The sequence below is a fragment of the Streptomyces panacea genome, assembly GCF_040560175.1.
GTDB lineage: Bacteria > Actinomycetota > Actinomycetes > Streptomycetales > Streptomycetaceae > Streptomyces > Streptomyces panacea.
In genome coordinates this window covers 88,864-104,354 of sequence record NZ_JARJHW010000001.1, presented here as the reverse complement: position 1 = coordinate 104,354, position 15,491 = coordinate 88,864, and the positions used below count along the sequence as shown (strand labels likewise).

The 15,491-nt window shown below is 69.8% G+C and carries 12 protein-coding genes and 1 pseudogene; 8 read left to right on the top strand and 5 right to left on the bottom strand.

Annotation, left to right across the window (positions count from 1 at the left end; genetic code table 11):
* Positions 1-182 precede the first annotated feature (182 nt).
* Positions 183-947, top strand: coding sequence for a class I SAM-dependent methyltransferase (locus tag P3L51_RS00440; protein ID WP_354602946.1), 765 nt, complete (start codon positions 183-185; stop codon positions 945-947).
* Positions 948-972: 25 nt separating this feature from the next.
* On the opposite strand, the gene P3L51_RS00435 is transcribed toward P3L51_RS00440, so the two are convergent.
* The 3 genes from P3L51_RS00435 to P3L51_RS00425 all read right to left on the bottom strand — a co-directional run bounded on the left by P3L51_RS00435 (position 973) and on the right by P3L51_RS00425 (position 4,491).
* Positions 973-1,602: a DUF6629 family protein gene (locus P3L51_RS00435; protein ID WP_354602945.1), complete on the bottom strand. Its 630-nt coding sequence runs from the start codon at positions 1,600-1,602 to the stop codon at positions 973-975.
* Between the two features lie 193 nt (positions 1,603-1,795).
* Positions 1,796-2,245 (bottom strand): hypothetical protein, encoded by a 450-nt coding sequence (locus P3L51_RS00430; protein WP_354602944.1) that lies wholly within the window; start codon positions 2,243-2,245, stop codon positions 1,796-1,798.
* A 107-nt stretch (positions 2,246-2,352) separates the two neighbouring features.
* A complete protein-coding gene (locus tag P3L51_RS00425) occupies positions 2,353-4,491 on the bottom strand; it encodes an alpha-galactosidase (RefSeq protein WP_354602943.1) in 2,139 nt (712 codons plus the stop codon).
* A gap of 181 nt (positions 4,492-4,672) precedes the next feature.
* Here P3L51_RS00425 and P3L51_RS00420 point away from each other — a divergent pair, with 181 nt between their 5' ends.
* From P3L51_RS00420 to P3L51_RS00390, 7 genes are all read left to right on the top strand, one after another.
* Positions 4,673-5,860 carry an ROK family protein gene (locus tag P3L51_RS00420; protein ID WP_354602942.1) on the top strand — a complete coding sequence of 396 codons (1,188 nt, stop codon included), beginning with the start codon at positions 4,673-4,675 and terminating at the stop codon, positions 5,858-5,860.
* Positions 5,857-7,170, top strand: coding sequence for an ABC transporter substrate-binding protein (locus P3L51_RS00415; protein WP_354602941.1), 1,314 nt, complete (start codon positions 5,857-5,859; stop codon positions 7,168-7,170). The genes P3L51_RS00420 and P3L51_RS00415 overlap by 4 nt, the downstream gene beginning before the upstream one ends.
* Positions 7,171-7,257: 87 nt before the next feature.
* A complete protein-coding gene (locus tag P3L51_RS00410; protein ID WP_354602940.1) occupies positions 7,258-8,232 on the top strand; it encodes a carbohydrate ABC transporter permease in 975 nt (324 codons plus the stop codon).
* A gap of 146 nt (positions 8,233-8,378) precedes the next feature.
* Positions 8,379-9,149: a carbohydrate ABC transporter permease gene (locus P3L51_RS00405; RefSeq protein ID WP_354603001.1), complete on the top strand. Its 771-nt coding sequence runs from the start codon at positions 8,379-8,381 to the stop codon at positions 9,147-9,149.
* 53 nt (positions 9,150-9,202) lie between these two features.
* On the top strand, positions 9,203-11,023 hold the full coding sequence (locus tag P3L51_RS00400; protein ID WP_354602939.1) for an alpha-galactosidase D: 1,821 nt from the start codon (positions 9,203-9,205) through the stop codon (positions 11,021-11,023).
* Between the two features lie 110 nt (positions 11,024-11,133).
* Positions 11,134-13,560, top strand: a complete 2,427-nt coding sequence (locus tag P3L51_RS00395) for a glycosyl hydrolase family 95 catalytic domain-containing protein (RefSeq protein WP_354602938.1) — start codon at positions 11,134-11,136, stop codon at positions 13,558-13,560.
* Positions 13,557-14,777 carry an SGNH/GDSL hydrolase family protein gene (locus P3L51_RS00390; RefSeq protein WP_354602937.1) on the top strand — a complete coding sequence of 407 codons (1,221 nt, stop codon included), beginning with the start codon at positions 13,557-13,559 and terminating at the stop codon, positions 14,775-14,777. Before P3L51_RS00395 ends, P3L51_RS00390 begins: the two co-directional genes overlap by 4 nt.
* Before the next feature lie 7 nt (positions 14,778-14,784).
* Here the strand turns inward: P3L51_RS00390 and P3L51_RS00385 are convergent, their stop codons facing one another.
* Together P3L51_RS00385 and P3L51_RS00380 are read right to left on the bottom strand one after the other, a co-directional pair.
* Positions 14,785-15,330: a GNAT family N-acetyltransferase gene (locus tag P3L51_RS00385; protein ID WP_354602936.1), complete on the bottom strand. Its 546-nt coding sequence runs from the start codon at positions 15,328-15,330 to the stop codon at positions 14,785-14,787.
* 24 nt (positions 15,331-15,354) lie between these two features.
* Positions 15,355-15,471: pseudogene (locus P3L51_RS00380) on the bottom strand (pyridoxamine 5'-phosphate oxidase family protein); the annotation flags it as partial.
* Positions 15,472-15,491 lie beyond the last annotated feature (20 nt).

Here is a 15,491-nt window from a genome sequence, read left to right as displayed (position 1 = left end):
AACTGACGCTACACGTCTCCTCGCTTCCAGACCACAGAAACGATCAAGCGTGACGCCGGACAACACCCGCACAGTGCAGTGACCGTGCCGCGCACGGCGCGTTATGTCCCCCGGGAGAGGGAAGCGTCCGCGAATGTCCCCTGCCCGCGTCGCGTGTCGGAACTGTCGGTAGGCTGACGGTGATGTTCACCCCACAGGGCCCGACCCTTCGCGAACTGACCGTGCAGGCGCTCTCGTCGACCGAGCGCGGCTACGACCTGCTCGCCCCGAAGTTCGATCTGACCCCTTTCCGTACTCCGGACAGCGTCCTGGACGCCGTGGCCGACGCCCTCGGCGAGCTCGGGCCCTTCCGCGCGGGACTGGACATCTGCTGCGGCACCGGAGCCGGGGTGGACGTCCTGCGGGAGGTGTGCGTCGAGCGGGTCACCGGGGTCGACTTCAGCGCCGGCATGCTCGCCACCGCCAGGTCCGCCCTCCTGCCCAAGGAGACGGCGCACGGGGCCGGTTCCGGCGCGGACGCCACGGGCGGGCCCGCCGTCGACTTCGTACGGGCCGACGCCCGCGCCCTCCCCTTCCGCGCCGTCTTCGACGTGGCCGTGAGCTTCGGCGCGTTCGGCCACTTCCTGCCCTCCGAGCGGCCCGCGCTGTTCACGCGGGTGCGTGAAGTCCTGCGGCCCGGCGGCGCTTTCGTCTTCCCGGTGCCCGCGCCGCCCCGCGTCGGCTCGCGGCTGTACTGGACGCTCTGGGGCTTCGACGCGGCGATGCGGGCGCGCAACGCCGTGTGGCGTCCGCCCTTCGTCATGTACTACCGCACCTTCGGGCTCACCGACGTGGTGGACGAGTTGACGCGTACGGGCTTCGAGGTGGACCTTGTCGCCCTCGACGGTCTGGGGCGGCTGCCGGACGGAAGTCCCCGCTGTCGCATGGTGGTCGCGCGCCGAGCGTGAGGTGTCCGGCGGCGGCATCCGGCGGTCAGGCCGCCCGTCCGGGTGCTCCCGTACGGTGCCAGGCCCACCCGAGCATGACGACGGACGCGAGCGCGGCGAAGGCGCACCAGGTCGAGACGAACTCCAGTCGCCAGATCACCGCGCAGATCAGCGCGCCGACCGTGACCAGGATGCCGAGCAGCCGCACCGTCCGGTCGCCGGAGAGCAGCAGCGCGCCGATGGTCGCGAGGAGATAGCCGACCACGACGATCTCCGGCCGCGGCAGGTGGACGGCGTATCCGATGGTGTGGCCGCGGATCTCGGCCGTCACGTCCCGGGTGGCGAGGTAGTACGAGAGCACGGCGGCGGTGACGACACCGGCGGCGACGGGCACGGCGAGCCGGCGGCGGGATCCCGGCGGCGAGGCCAGCAGTACGGCCAGGGGGATCCAGAGCGCCAGCAGGGGCATCGCGATGACGGCCCAGGCCGTGGTGGCGGCCCCCTCGCCGCCGCCCGAGTCCCATACGACGGCCTCGACGATCTGGTGGGCGCCGAGGAGCACGGGGAGCGCGGCGAGCGGCAGATCGTGGACACGGCGTACGCGCGCGACGCAGGCCACTCCGATCGCGCTGATACAGACACCCGCGGTGAGATCGGCGGTCGCGCTCCAGCACATCGCGTCATCCAGGGACCGAAAGGGACGGTGATGATGTGATCACCGCACAGCGGTCCTGATCGTACGGTTTCGAGGAGCGTCCGGGCGGGTGACACGACTGCGGCTCGGGCCTCAGGTGGCGGGCCTCAGGTGGCGGACGGAGGGAGGGCCGACGGCAGTCCGTCGGCCCTCCGTGGTGAAGCTGTCGCCGTGGTCAGATCCGGCCGCCGGTCAGCCGCGAGAGGGGACCCCTCGGCCTGGCCGTCTGCCGCCCCAGGGCGAAGGCGCCCCCGGCCAGGCCGACGACACCGGCGGCGGCTCCCGCCGACACGGCCTTGCGGTGCTTGACGACGGTCCACGCGGTGGTGGCCCTGGTGGCCGCCTTGCCCGCCGTCGACACGACGGCCTGGCGGCCGCTCTGCCAGCCGGCGGTGGCGGCACGCCTGGTCGCCTCGCCGGCCGATCGCACGCCCGCTTCGGCGGACTTCTCGGCCGCCCGCGCGGAGGATTTGGCCTTCGAGGCCGCGAGCGCCGAGTTCGTCCTGGCACGGTCCACGGCGTCGCCGGTGGTCCGGAGCCCCTTGGAGGCCGCCGACTCGATGCTCCCACCGACCTTCGCCGCCGTACCGTTCGCGTTCCTGTTCGCTGCGCTGTCCTCATTCATGAGGTTCGTGTTGCCGTTCGGCGTGCCCTGAAACACGGGGACACGACACGGCTCGGCCCCGTGATCGCGTCACCTGTGCCGCCGGACACGCCCGGCACGACGAGGTGTCAGGGCGAGACGCGCCTCAGATGGATCGCCGTACTGGCCCAGTCGCCCGCCGGCAGTTCCAGCGGCAGTCCGTGCTCCATCAGCACCGTCGCGTGGTGCGACACCCCGGTCGCCACGTCCCGGTAGACCGCCGCCGCGTCGAGTCCGGCGAGGTGGACGGGCAGCTCCGGCCTTCCCCGGCGCGGCGCCCGCTGCCAGGCGAGCACCAAGGTCTCCGCCCGGTCGGGCGACGTGTACTGGACGACCGTGGGGCCGTCGTCCACGGGCGCCCGAAGCCGGTGCTGGAGACCGTGCTGCACCAGATGACGGACCTGCTTGTACGCGCCCACGAATCCGGCCGCCTCGGCGATCTCCTCGTCCGACCAGCGGGTGAGGTCACCGCCGACGGCCAGCACCCCGGCCGTCGCGACATGGAAGCGGAAGGCCAACGGCACGGTGCGCACGGTGAGTTCGTTGGGTACGTCGGTCACCCAGGCGGCCATGGTCGACGCCGGGTAGAGCTGGCTGTAGCCGTGCTGGATGCCGATCCGGTCGGCCGCGTCGGTGTTGTCGGACGGCCACGCCTGGTCCGTACGGGACAGGATGCCGAGGTCCACGCGCCCGCCGCCGCCGCTGCACGCCTCGATGCGCAGCCGGGGATGGTCGGCGCGCAGCCGGTCGACGACACGGTAGAGGTTGTCCACGTACGCGCTCCACAGCCGGTCGTCGCCGTCGGGGCCGCCACCCCCGGGGCCGACCTCGCTGAAGGAGCGGTTCATGTCCCACTTGAGGAAGTCGATGCCGTTGTCGGCGACGAGCGCGGTGAGCCACGTGTACGCCCAGTCGGCGACGTCGTCCCTGGCGAAGTTGAGCACGAGCTGGTTGCGCAGTTCGGTGCGCGTACGGTGCGGGAAGTGCAGGATCCAGTCGGGGTGGGCGCGGTAGAGGTCGCTGTCGGCGTTGACCATCTCCGGTTCGACCCAGAGACCGAAGAGCATGCCGAGCCGGTGCACCTCGTCGGACAGGGGTGTGAGGCCCTTCGGGAAGCGGTCGGGTGACGGCGTCCAGTCGCCCAGTCCGGCCCGGTCGCTGCGCCGGGCGCCGAACCAGCCGTCGTCCATGACGTACAGCTCGGCCCCCAGTTCGGCGGCCCGCGCCGCCAGGGCCATCTGGCGCCTCTCGTCGATGTCGAAGCCGGTGGCTTCCCAGGAGTTGTAGAGCACGGGGCGGATCTCGCCGGGGTGCGGCAGGACATGGGCGCGGGTGTACGCGTGCCAGGCGCGGCTCGCCGCGCCGAAGCCGCCCTCGGTGCGGAGCCCGGCGAAGCGCGGTGTGGTGTGTGTCCGCCCGGGGCCCAGGCGCAGGGTCGTGGAGTCGTGCCCCGCGCCGCCGGTGAAGCCGGCGCGGCCGTCGGAGGTGCGCTGGGCGGTGATGCGCCAGCTGCCGCTCCAGGCGAGCGCGGCGCTCCACACCTGGCCGTGGTCCTCGCTCGCGGTGCCGTCGTCCAGCATGACCCACGGGTTGAGGTGGTGGCTGGACACGCCTCGTCTGCTGGTCAGTACGGTTTCGCCGAACGGCAGTGTCTCGCGCCGGAGTTGGGTCTCGGCGGCCCACTGTCCCGTGACATGGCCGAGCCGGTAGTCGGCGCGTGGGGGCAGGGTCCAGGCCGCCGAGTCGGCGCGCAGCAGGACGATGTCGTCGGTGCCGGTGTTGCGCAGGGTCGTCCAGCGTTCGATCACGTCGCTGTCGTCGTACACGCGGTAGTGCAGGCCGATGCCGAGCGGGTAGTGCCGGTCGCGGAAGTCGAGGTCCAACTCGGCGGTCCCGTCGGGGCTTTCGCGGATGTCATGACCGACGGGCTCCCATTCGACCGCGCGGGTGCCGTCGGCGAACCGGACCTGGAGGGAGGGCACGCCGTAACGGGCGCCGCCGTCGACGGGCAGTTCCTCGCCGACCGGCGGACGGCCCTCGAAGCTGCTCGCCTCGCGGTCCGCGGGGTGGGGTCGCGCGGCGATCTCCCGCGCCTCGTCGAGAGTCAGTGTGCCGCCCCAGGCCACATGACAGGGCGCTCCGCTGCTGTCGGTCCGCACCGCGTACGAGGTGTGCGGGGTGCTGATCAACCACAGGGCGGCGTCCGGTGCGTAGGAGATCTGGGGCATGGAGATCCTCACGTTCAGGGGCAGCACTGTGACGGCAGGTAGCCAATCCCGCCCTTTGATCCGGTGTCAAGTGCCCTGCTCCAACAATCTTTTCCCCGGAGAAGGGATGATCAACTTCTACTTCGCAGGGTTCCTGCTTTTTTTATTGACAGAGGAAATTAACTCACCTACGTTTCCGGCCATGTCAACGACCGACCAGGTGGAGGCGTTTCCGGCGGCCACCCCCGCCGCCTCCTTGGTCTTCACCACCGTGCTTTCCCAGGGCCCGCTCTCCCGTGTGGAGCTCTCCCGCCGCACCGGCCTCTCGTCGGCCGCCGTGACCAAGGCCGTCCGTCCGCTGATGGCCGCCGGCTACTTCGTCGAGGCGGCTGACGACAGCGCCCCGCCGGCCGTCGGCCGGCCCGCCAACCCGGTGCGGGTGGACGGCGGCAGGGCCCTGTTCATCGGTGTGAAGGTGACGGCCGACGAGGTGATCGCGGTCCTCGCCGACCTGTGCTGCCGGATCCGGCTGGCCCGCCACGTACCGCTCACCGACCGTGAGCCCGGTGCCGTGATCGCCGTGATCGCCGAGCTGACGGCCGAGTTGAGGACGGAGGCCGAGGGCTTCGGTGTCCAGGTGCAGGGTCTCGCGGTCGCCGTGTCCGGCGATGTGGACCGGGCGGCCGGGGCCGTCCGCTACTCGCCGTTCCTCGACTGGCGTGACGTCGCCCTCGCCGAACTCACGGCGGCGGCGACCGGGTTGCCGACCACGGTGGACAACGACGTACGGGCGCTGACGGTCGCCGAGCAGTGGTTCGGCGCCGGAGTGGGACTGTCCAACTTCGCGCTGGTCACCGTCGGCGCCGGTATCGGCTGCGGTCTGGTCGTCAACGGGAGCGTGGTCTCCGGGGCGCACGGTGTGGCCGGGGAGATCGGCCATCTGTCCATCGACCCACGAGGGCCGCTGTGCCACTGCGGCAACCACGGCTGTGTCGAGGCGATCGCCTCGGACTCGGCCATCGTGCGCCGTATCCGGCGCGACACGGGCGAGCCGCTGGCCGGCCCGGCGCAGGCGCTCGAACTGGCGCACGGCGGAAGCCCGGTGGCCCGCGAGGCGTACGCCGACGCGGGCGCGGCGATCGGCCGGGCGATCGGCACCGTGGTGAATCTGCTCGGTCCCGAGCGCGTGATCATCTCGGGCGAAGGACTCGCGGCCTACGACCTGTTCGCCGCCCAGATCAAGGAAGCGTTCTCCGCGACCGCTTTCAGTACCGCCGATCAGTGCGACGTGATCACACGTCCGCTGCCGTTCGAGGAGTGGGCGCGCGGGGCCGCGGCCACCGCGATCCAGACCTTCATCGGGTCCGACACCTCCCAGGAGAAGCGATGACGCAGCAGAGCCGCATACCCGCAGCCGGTGGGCCGAGACGACGCAGCGTCGTCAACGGGCTGATGGGAGTGGGAGCGGTCGCTCTCACCGGGCCCGCCCTGGCGGCGTGCGGCGGCGGTCCTCCCGCCGCCGACCCGAAGACCGTGACGTTCGGTTCCAACGGCGCCGACGCCACACCCAAGAAGGCGTACGCGGCGGTGACCAAGGCCTTCACCAAGGACTCCGAGCTGAAGGTCAAGACCAACACGGTCGACCACGACACCTTCCAGAAGAGCATCTCCAGCTACCTCCAGGGCACCCCGGACGATACGTTCACCTGGTTCGCCGGCTACCGCATGCAGTACTTCGCGGAGAAGAAGCTGGCCAGTCCGGTCGACGACGTCTGGGAGACCATCGGCTCCGGGTTCAGCGAGGCCGCGAAGCAGCTCTCCAAGGGCGCCGACGGTAAGTACTACTTCGTACCGCTGTACAACTACCCGTGGGCCGTCTTCTACCGCAAGAGCGTCTTCCAGGAGCGCGGCTACACGGCGCCGGCCACCTGGGCGCAGTTCGTCGCGCTGGCCAAGAAGATGAAGAAGGACGGGCTCTCGCCCATCGCCTCCGGTTACGGCGGCGGCGACAGCTGGTCCATCCTCGGCGCCTTCGACTATCTGAACCTGCGCGCCAACGGCTACGACTTCCACATGGAGTTGATGCGCGGCGACGTCGCGTGGAGCGACCGGCGCATGAGCACCGTGCTCGACCTGTGGCGGGAACTCGCCCCCTACTACCAGCCGGGCGCCGGCGGGCGCTCGTGGCAGGACGCGGCCCAGTCGCTGCTCGACAAGAAGTCCGGCATGGCCGTCATCGGTCTCTTCCTCGGCCAGCAGATCACCGACCCGGCGCTGCGCGAGGACATCGACTTCTTCCCGTTCCCGGAGATCGACCCGGCGCACGGAACGGACACCGTCGAGGCACCGACCGACGGGTTCATGCTCAGCCGGAAGCCCAAGAACGCCGAGGGGGCGCGGAAGTTCCTCGAATTCCTGGGCAGCCCCGAGGCGGAGGGCATCTACATGGGCGTCGACCCGAGCAACGTCGCCGTCCACAGCAAGGCCGACACCAGCACGTACAACGCGCTCCAGAAGAAGTCGGCCGAGCTGATCGGCGCGGCGAAGCACATCACCCAGTTCGGCGACAGGGACAGCGATCCGGGGTTCATCTCCACCGTCGTCCTGCCCGGACTTACGCAGTGGCTCGGCCATCCGGACGACGGGGCGGCCACGCTGAAGAAGATCGAGTCGCAGCGCTCGCGCTTCTTCTCCGGCTGAGCCGGTCCCGACGCCCGCGACACGCGCGACACCCCTGAGACACCCGAGCCGCCACCCCGTCGACCCGCCCGAGGGACGCCCACCCCTATGACTTCCACACTCGTAGCACCGGAGGAACCGGTCACGCCGGCCGCGCCCCCCGTACCGGCCCGCCGGCGCCGGCCGCGTCGGCTCGGCACGTACGACCGGCTGTTCCTCGGCGTCATCGTCGGTATTCCGCTGCTGGCCCTGCTGATCTTCGTCTGGCTGCCGGCGCTCGCCTCGTTCGCGCTCTCCTTCACCAGCTGGGACGGCCTCTCGCTGTCCGACATCGACTGGATCGGCTGGGCCAACTACCGGGAGATCTTCACCAATTACCCGCCGTTCTGGCCGGCGGTCCAGCACAACGTCATCTGGCTGCTGTTCACCGCGCTGCTGCCCACGCCGTTCGGTATCTTCCTCGCGTACCAGCTCGACCGGAAGATCCGCTTCACCCGGATCTACCAGACCGCGATCTTCCTGCCCATGGTGCTCTCCCTCGCGGTGGTCGGGCTCATCTGGGAGATCATCTACAACCCGGACAACGGGCTGCTGAACGGCATCATCGGTGCCGCGTCGCCCGGTACCCACATCGACTGGCTCGGCGATCCCGACCTCAATCTGTGGGCCGTGCTCGTCGCGTCCGCGTGGCGGCACACCGGCTACATCATGATCCTCTATCTGGCCGGGCTCAAGGGCTTCGACCCCGCGCTGAAGGAGGCCGCCGCGCTCGACGGCGCCAACGGCCGGCAGACGTTCCTGCGTGTGGTCTTCCCCGCGCTGAAGCCGGTCAACATCGTCATCCTCGTCGTCACGGCGATGGAGTCGCTGCGCGCCTTCGACATCGTGTACGTCCTCGGCGGCGGCATCGGCAGCAAGCCCGGCATGGAACTGCTCTCGCTCCTGATCACGGACAACATCGTCGGCGAGACCAGCCACATCGGCTACGGCTCGGCCATCGCGGTGATCATGCTGCTGGTCTCGCTGACCGCCATCTGCACCTTCCTCGTACAGAACTTCCGCAAGGACAAGGAGGAGGCGTGAGCGCGACAGCCACCCCTCCGGCCGCCCGGCCACGGGCCCCGCAGGACACACCTCCCACCGAGCGCTCGCGCCCGCGCCGCCAGACCGGCCGTCATCTCTTCCTCGCCGGTATCTCCCTGCTGTGGCTGGTCCCGCTGCTGTGGGCGATGTACACCTCGCTGCGGCCGTACGAGGACACCGCGCGGAACGGGTATCTGTCCTGGCCGCGCAGCCTGAGCCTGGAGAACTTCACCGACGCCTGGGCGCAGTCGGGTCTCGCGCACTTCTTCTGGAACTCGGTGCTCGTCACCGTGCCCGCCGTGCTCGGCACCCTGTTCTTCTCCGCCGCGGTCGCCTTCTACGTCTCGCGCTTCGACTTCCGCTGGAACATCGCGCTGCTGATGCTGTTCACCGCGGGCAATCTGCTCCCCGCCCAGGTGCTCATCACCCCGCTGTACCGGCTGTATCTCCAGTGGAACCTGCCCGGTTGGATGAGCGACTCGTTCCTGCTCTACAACTCCTACTGGGGCATCATCGTCATCCATATCGCCTACCAGTGCGGCTTCTGCACCTTCGTGCTGAGCAACTACATGAAGACGATCCCGAAAGAGATCACCGAGGCCGCGCTCGTGGACGGCGCACCCGTGTGGCGGCAGTTCTTCCAGATCGTGCTGCCGCTCTGCCGGCCGGCGTTCGCCGCGCTCGCGACGCTGGAGTCGATCTGGATCTACAACGACTTCTTCTGGCCGCTCGTGCTGATCGAGACCGGTGACAAGCGTCCCGTCACCTCCGCGCTCGCCGGCCTGGAGGGGCAGTACTTCACCAATCCCAACCTCATCGCGGCCGGCGCGCTGATGACCGCGATTCCCACGCTGATCGTGTACTTCGCGCTTCAGCGCCAGTTCATCAGCGGTCTGACGATCGGCGCGGGCAAGTAGCCCCCGTATCACCCCCGCACCTCCCCTTCAGAGAAAGCAGGAGGCTCCCTCCCATGCGCCCACCCACTCGCACCGTCGCGAGAACCCTGCGCGCCGCGCTCGTCCTCGCCGTCACCGCCGGCCTGGCGGTCGCCGTACCGACCACGGCCCAGGCCCAACTCCCCGACCGGACAACGGATCAGGCGGCCTCGGCGCCGGGCGCCGTCGCCGAGAAGCCGTACATGGGCTGGAGCAGCTGGAGCCTCCAGACCACGTCGTATCCGGGGGTGAACCCGGCCGGCAACTACAGCTATCTCACCGAAGCCAATGTGAACAAGCAGACGGACGCGCTGGCTTCCAAGCTCAAGAAGTACGGCTACGAGTACGTCAACATCGACGCCGGCTGGTGGCGCGGCTGGGACTGGACCCCGGAGTTCGACGAACACGGGCGCCAGAAGACCAACACGGAGCGCTTCCCCAGCGGGATGAAGGCGGTCGCCGACCGTATTCACGGCAAGGGGCTCAAGGCCGGTATCTACCTTCCCGTGGGCCTGGAGAAGGAGGGGTACGGCGACGGCAGGCTGAAGATCTGGAACACCGACGACTGCACCACCGGCGACATCGTCCACAGCGATCTGCGCACGACCAACGGCTGGGACAGCTCCTACAAGATCGACTTCTCGAAGCCGTGCGCGCAGAAGTACGTCGACTCGCAGGCGCGGTTGATCGCCGACTGGGGCTACGACTTCCTGAAGCTCGACGGTGTGGGCCCCGGCTCCTTCAAGAGCGGCGACAACTACGACAACCGCACGGACGTCGCCGCCTGGCAGAAGGCCATCAAGTCCACCGAGCGGCCCATCCACCTGGAGATCTCGTGGTCGCTCGACATCAACTACGCCAAGGACTGGCAGGCCACGTCCAACGGCTGGCGCGTCGACACGGACGTCGAGTGCTACTGCAACACCCTGGTGTCGTGGGAGAACTCGGTCGAGGACCGGTGGCGTGACACGCCCGGCTGGACCCGCTACGCCGGGCCCGGCGGCTGGAACGACCTGGACGCCATCAACGTCGGCAACGCCGCCATGAGCGGCCTCACCAAGGCCGAGCGACAGAGCTACATGACGCTGTGGGCGGTCGCCAAGTCGCCGCTGTACAGCGGCGACGACCTCACCAAGATCGACGACTACGGCCTGTCGCTGATGACCAACCGCGACGTGCTGAAGATCAACCAGCAGCCGGGGAAGCCCGCGAAGCCCGTGACCTCCGTCGGCGACGAGCAGGTCTGGGCGTCCGAGAACCCGGACGGCAGCTGGACCGTCGCCCTGTTCAACCAGGGTGACTCCGCCTCGCCGGTGACCGCCGACTGGGGGGCCCTCGGCTTCACCGGCCAGGCGTCCGTACATGACGTGTGGAACCGCGAGAGCCTCGGCCGGCACCAGGACGGCATCACCCAGGCCGTACCGGCGCACGGCTCGCGGCTGTTCACCGTCACCCCGCAGGGGCCGGAGCTGAAGACCACCGCGTACGAGGCGGAGTCCCCGGACAACGTCCTGACCGGATCGGCGTCCGTCGCCGACTGCGACGAGTGCTCGGGCACCAAGAAGGTCGGCAACCTGTACGTCGGCGGCAAGGTCCAGTTCACGGACGTCGTCGTCAAGAAGGCCGGCCGCTATCTGGTCAAGGTCGCCTACACCTCGGGCGACCCGCGGTCGATCGGCGTCTCGGCCAACGGCAAGGCGCCCGTCGCGACGGCCTTCCCGGCCACCGGCGGCTGGCAGGCGGCCGACGCGATCAGCGTGCCGGTCACCCTGAAGGCGGGCAGCAACACGATCACCTTCGACAGCGGTGAGGGCTACTCGCCGGACATCGACAAGATCGACGTACCGCGCGTCTGAGTCCCGGCGCCGTACGAGTACGACCCGGGGGCGCGCCCTCACCGGCGCGCCCCCGGCCTGTCGCTCCCCGTACCTCCTGTTCCGCAGGTCCGCAGGAATGGAGTTGTCCCGTGAACGATCAGCACCCGCACACCCCCGACCGGCCCGCCGTCGGGCCCACCCGGCGTCGCGCGCTCACCCTCGCCGCCGGCGCCGCCACACTCACCGCGCTCGGCGCGCTGCCCGCCTTCGCCGCCTCCGCTCCCCCGAGGCGCCCCGCCGCCTCCCCCATGCTCGCCGAGGGCGAGGGCTCGACGACCCGGATGTGGTACCGCGCGCCCGCCGGGAGGACGACGATGCTCGAACGGGCCCTGCCGGTCGGCAACGGCCGGCTCGGCGCGCTCGTCGGCAACGACCCCGGGCAGGAACTCCTCTTCGTCTCCGACGCCACGATGTGGACCGGCGGGATCAACGACGAACTGGAGGCGGACGGCCAATTCCCATACGGGCGAGCCGACTTCGGCAGCTTCACCCAGCTCGCCCAGGTGACGGTCGAGATCCCGGACCACGATCTCGGCTCGGTCAACGACTTCCGCCGCGAACTCGACATCGACCAGGGCCTGGTCACCTCCGGCTACGTCCGGTCGGGCGTCAGCTACGAGCGCCGGGTCTTCGCCAGCCACCCGGACGACGTGATCGTCGTCCACTTCACGCAGCGCGGCGGCGGCCACTACACGGGCACGATCTCCCTCGACGGCACCCATGACGAGAAGACGTCGGCGGACGCGAAGAAGGACAGCCTGTTCTTCGGCGCGGAGTTCGCCAACGGGCTGCGTTACGGTGCCGCGGTCACCGCGCACAGCGGGAGCGGTTCGGTCACCACGAGCGGCTCGCGGATCGTCTTCACCCGGTGCGCCGACCTGACCGTCGTCATCAGCGGCGGATCGAACTACGCCCCCGACCACACCACCGGCTACCGCGATCCGGACCTCGATCCGGCCGCGCTCGCCAGGACCAAGGTCCGAGACGCCGTACGCCACTCCCCCACCACGCTGCTGCACACCCATGTCGCGGACTACCGCGACCAGTTCGAGGGGATGAGCGTCTCGCTGGGCCCCTCCACGGGCGAGCAGCGGGCACTCGACACCTGGGAGCGGCTGAAGCACCGTACGCAGCAGGACGTGCCCGATCCCGAACTTGAGGCGCTGTACCTCCAGTTCGGCCGCTATCTGATGATCAGCAGCTCGCGGGACGGTCTGCCGGTCGCCCTCCAGGGTCCGTGGCTGGACGACAACGACCCCGACTGGATGGGCGATTACCACACCGACATCAACATCCAGATGAACTACTGGATGGCCGACCGTACCGGTCTCTCCCGCAACTTCGACGCGTTCACCGACTACTGTCTCGCACAACTGCCGGTCTGGTCCGAGCTGACCCGGGCCCACTTCAACGATCCGCGCAACCGGTTCCGCAACTCCTCCGGCGAGGTCGCCGGCTGGACCGTGGCGTACTCGACGAACATCTACGGCGGACTCGGCTGGTGGTGGCACCCGCCGGGCAACGCGTGGCTGTGCAACACGCTGTGGGAGCACTACCAGTACACGCGGGACCTGGCGCATGTGAAGAAGATCTACGCGATGCTCAAGGGAGCCTGCGAGTTCTGGGAGACGCGGCTGGTGACCATGACGGTCAAGGACGCTTCGAGCGGCGAGGAGCGCGAAGTCCTCGTCGCCGACAACGACTGGTCCCCCGAGCACGGCCCGCAGGACGCGAAGGGCATCACCTACGCCCAGGAGGTGGTCCGCGATCTGTTCATCAACTACCGCGAGGCCAGCGAACTCCTCGGCAGGGACGCGGAGTTCGCCAGGACCGTGGCCGGGCTCCAGGAACGGCTGTATCTGCCCGAGGTCAGCCCGAAGACCGGCTGGCTCCAGGAGTGGATGTCCCCCGACAACCTCGGTGAGACGACGCACCGTCATCTCTCGCCGCTGATCAGCCTGTTCCCCGGCGACCGTATCCGCCCCGACGCCTCGCCCGCGGCGCTGGTGAAGGGCGCCACCGAACTCCTCACCGCCCGTGGGATGGAGAGCTTCGGCTGGGCGAACGCCTGGCGCGCCCTGTGCTGGGCGCGGCTGAAGCACGCGGACAACGCGTACGAGCTGGTCGTCAACAATCTGCGGCCGTCCATCGACGGCACCAACGGCACCGCGATGAACCTCTTCGACATCTACGAGGTCGAGAAGGGCCGCGGGATCTTCCAGATCGAGTCCAACTTCGGTACTCCCGCCGCGATGATCGAGATGCTGCTCTACTCGCGGCCCGGCCATATCGAGCTGCTTCCGGCGCTGCCCGGCGCCTGGGCACGGTCCGGTTCGGTCACCGGCATCGGCGCGCGCGGCGGTTTCGTCGTCGATCTGAGCTGGCGGGACGGGAAGGTCCGGGAGGCGAGGATCCGCAGTGTCGGCGGGCGCCGGACGAAGGTCACGGCCGGCGGCGTCTCGCACGACGTGGACGTGCGCTCCGGGAGAACCGTCACGCTGCGGAACTTCGGATGAGCGGGGCCGTACGCCTTGGCCTGGCCGGGGTGCTGCTGGCCGCGGCCTTCCTCGCGCCCGTCCACGTTCCGTCCGCCACGGCCGCCACCGCGGCCGTTCCTCCCCCGCCCGCGAAGTCCGTCGTCACCTGGGCGTCGAGTGCGGACCGGCTGGGTGACGCGGCAGGCGACCGGAGTTACCGGCTGGTCGTGCGGACGAGCGTGGGCGGTACGGGACTGCGTGTCCGGGTCTCCAACGCGTTCGGGGACCGGCCCCTGGTGATCGGCGGGGCGTACGCCGGGCTCCGCGAGAGCGGCGCCCGGCTGCGCCCCGGCAGCAACAGGAAGCTCGCCTTCGACGGGTCCGGGTCCGTGACCCTGGCGCCGGGCGAGATCCGCTACAGCGACCCCCTGCCCGGCAGGGTCGCGGCGATGAGCGATCTCGCCGTCAGTCTGTACATACGTGACGCGGGCGGGCCGGCCACCGGGCACGGGATGGCTCTGGCGACGTCGTACGCCACGAGCGGGAACCACGCGGCACAGGAGCGGGACGGCGCGTACACGGAGCGGCTGGGGTCGTGGTTCTACCTCGACGCGGTCACCGTGGACGCGGACCGCGGAGCCGGAGCGGTGGTGACGCTCGGGGACTCCATCACGGACGGCTGGCAGTCCAGCACGGACAAGAATCTGCGCTGGCCCGACTTCCTGGCCCGCCGGCTGCACGGTTCCACCGGCAGCACCGTGAAGGGTGTGGCGAACGCGGGGATCTCGGGCAACCAGGTCCTGGCGGACGGCGCGGCGCAGAGCGCGCTCAAGCGGCTCGACCGTGACGTGCTGTCGCTCCCGGGTGTGCGGACGGTGGTGCTGTTCGAGGGCGTCAACGACATCAAGTCCCACACCGGCGTCACGGCCGCGTCCCTGACGGCGGGTTACCGCGAGATCATCGACAGGTCGCACGCGGCGGGCCTCTGTGTCGTCGGTGCCACCGTCATGCCGTTCAAGGGCTGGTCGGAGTGGGATCCCGCGAGTGAGGCCGTGCGCACCGGGGTGAACGAGTGGATCCGAACCAGCGGGGCGGTCGACGCGGTCGTGGACTTCGACAAGGTGGTGCGCAGCCCGTACGACGCGGAGCGGCTCCTGCCGACGTTCGACAACGGCGACCATCTGCATCCCAACGACAAGGGGATGCAGGCGATGGCCGACTCGATCGCTCTGAAGTCCCTGGAGTGCGGCCGCTGAAGGCCCCTCAGCCGGTGCGGTCGTCAGCTTCGGCTTCGGCTTCGGTGAGGTCGTCGGCGAGGAGGTCCATCAGGAGGCCGTCGTGCCAGGTCCCGTCGGGACCGCGCTCGTAGTCCCGCATGATCCCGACGGGCCGAAAGCCGGCCTTGCCGTAGCACCTGATCGCCGCGGCGTTGTCGGCGGCCGGATCGATCACGACGCGGTGGTGCCCGAGGTCCCTGATGAGGTGCCCGGCCAGGGTCCGTACGGCGTCGGTGCCCACTCCGCGGCCGTGCGCTGCGGGGTCGACGTAGATGTCGATGTTCGCGTGCCGGTAGTCGGGGTCCTCCTCGGCGCCCCACTGGATGGCGCCGACGGTGGCGCCGTCGAGTTCGATCACCAGTGAGGTGAGGCCGGGTTCGTCGAGATCCTCGGTCACGGCCGCGAGCAGGTCGTCACCGCCGCGCCACGCCGCGTAGACCTCGGGCGTGGCGCGGATGGTGGCGAGTGCGGGAATGTCGTCGGGGACGGCCGGGCGCAGGAGCACGAGGGCGCCCTTCAGTGTCTTCTCCATGAGAGCACGCTAATAGATCAGTGGTTCGAGCGTGACGGGGACGACAAGCGGCGCCCGGTTCGTCGAGCCGGAGGCGACGGCGATGGCCGCGACGTGCGGCTCGGCGAGAAACCGCTGCCGTTCTTCGACGTTCAGGGCCACGGGAAATCTCCTTCGCACCA

What these genes read in the sequence shown, in the direction of transcription:
- P3L51_RS00440 (WP_354602946.1), top strand. Translation starts at nt 183, where the DNA reads ATGTTCACCCCACAGGGCCCGACCCTTCGCGAACTGACCGTGCAGGCG.
- P3L51_RS00435 (WP_354602945.1), bottom strand. Translation starts at nt 1,602, where the DNA reads ATGTGCTGGAGCGCGACCGCCGATCTCACCGCGGGTGTCTGTATCAGC.
- P3L51_RS00430 (WP_354602944.1), bottom strand. Translation starts at nt 2,245, where the DNA reads ATGAATGAGGACAGCGCAGCGAACAGGAACGCGAACGGTACGGCGGCG.
- P3L51_RS00425 (WP_354602943.1), bottom strand. Translation starts at nt 4,491, where the DNA reads ATGCCCCAGATCTCCTACGCACCGGACGCCGCCCTGTGGTTGATCAGC.
- P3L51_RS00420 (WP_354602942.1), top strand. Translation starts at nt 4,673, where the DNA reads ATGTCAACGACCGACCAGGTGGAGGCGTTTCCGGCGGCCACCCCCGCC.
- P3L51_RS00415 (WP_354602941.1), top strand. Translation starts at nt 5,857, where the DNA reads ATGACGCAGCAGAGCCGCATACCCGCAGCCGGTGGGCCGAGACGACGC.
- P3L51_RS00410 (WP_354602940.1), top strand. Translation starts at nt 7,258, where the DNA reads ATGACTTCCACACTCGTAGCACCGGAGGAACCGGTCACGCCGGCCGCG.
- P3L51_RS00405 (WP_354603001.1), top strand. Translation starts at nt 8,379, where the DNA reads ATGTACACCTCGCTGCGGCCGTACGAGGACACCGCGCGGAACGGGTAT.
- P3L51_RS00400 (WP_354602939.1), top strand. Translation starts at nt 9,203, where the DNA reads ATGCGCCCACCCACTCGCACCGTCGCGAGAACCCTGCGCGCCGCGCTC.
- P3L51_RS00390 (WP_354602937.1), top strand. Translation starts at nt 13,557, where the DNA reads ATGAGCGGGGCCGTACGCCTTGGCCTGGCCGGGGTGCTGCTGGCCGCG.
- P3L51_RS00385 (WP_354602936.1), bottom strand. Translation starts at nt 15,330, where the DNA reads ATGGAGAAGACACTGAAGGGCGCCCTCGTGCTCCTGCGCCCGGCCGTC.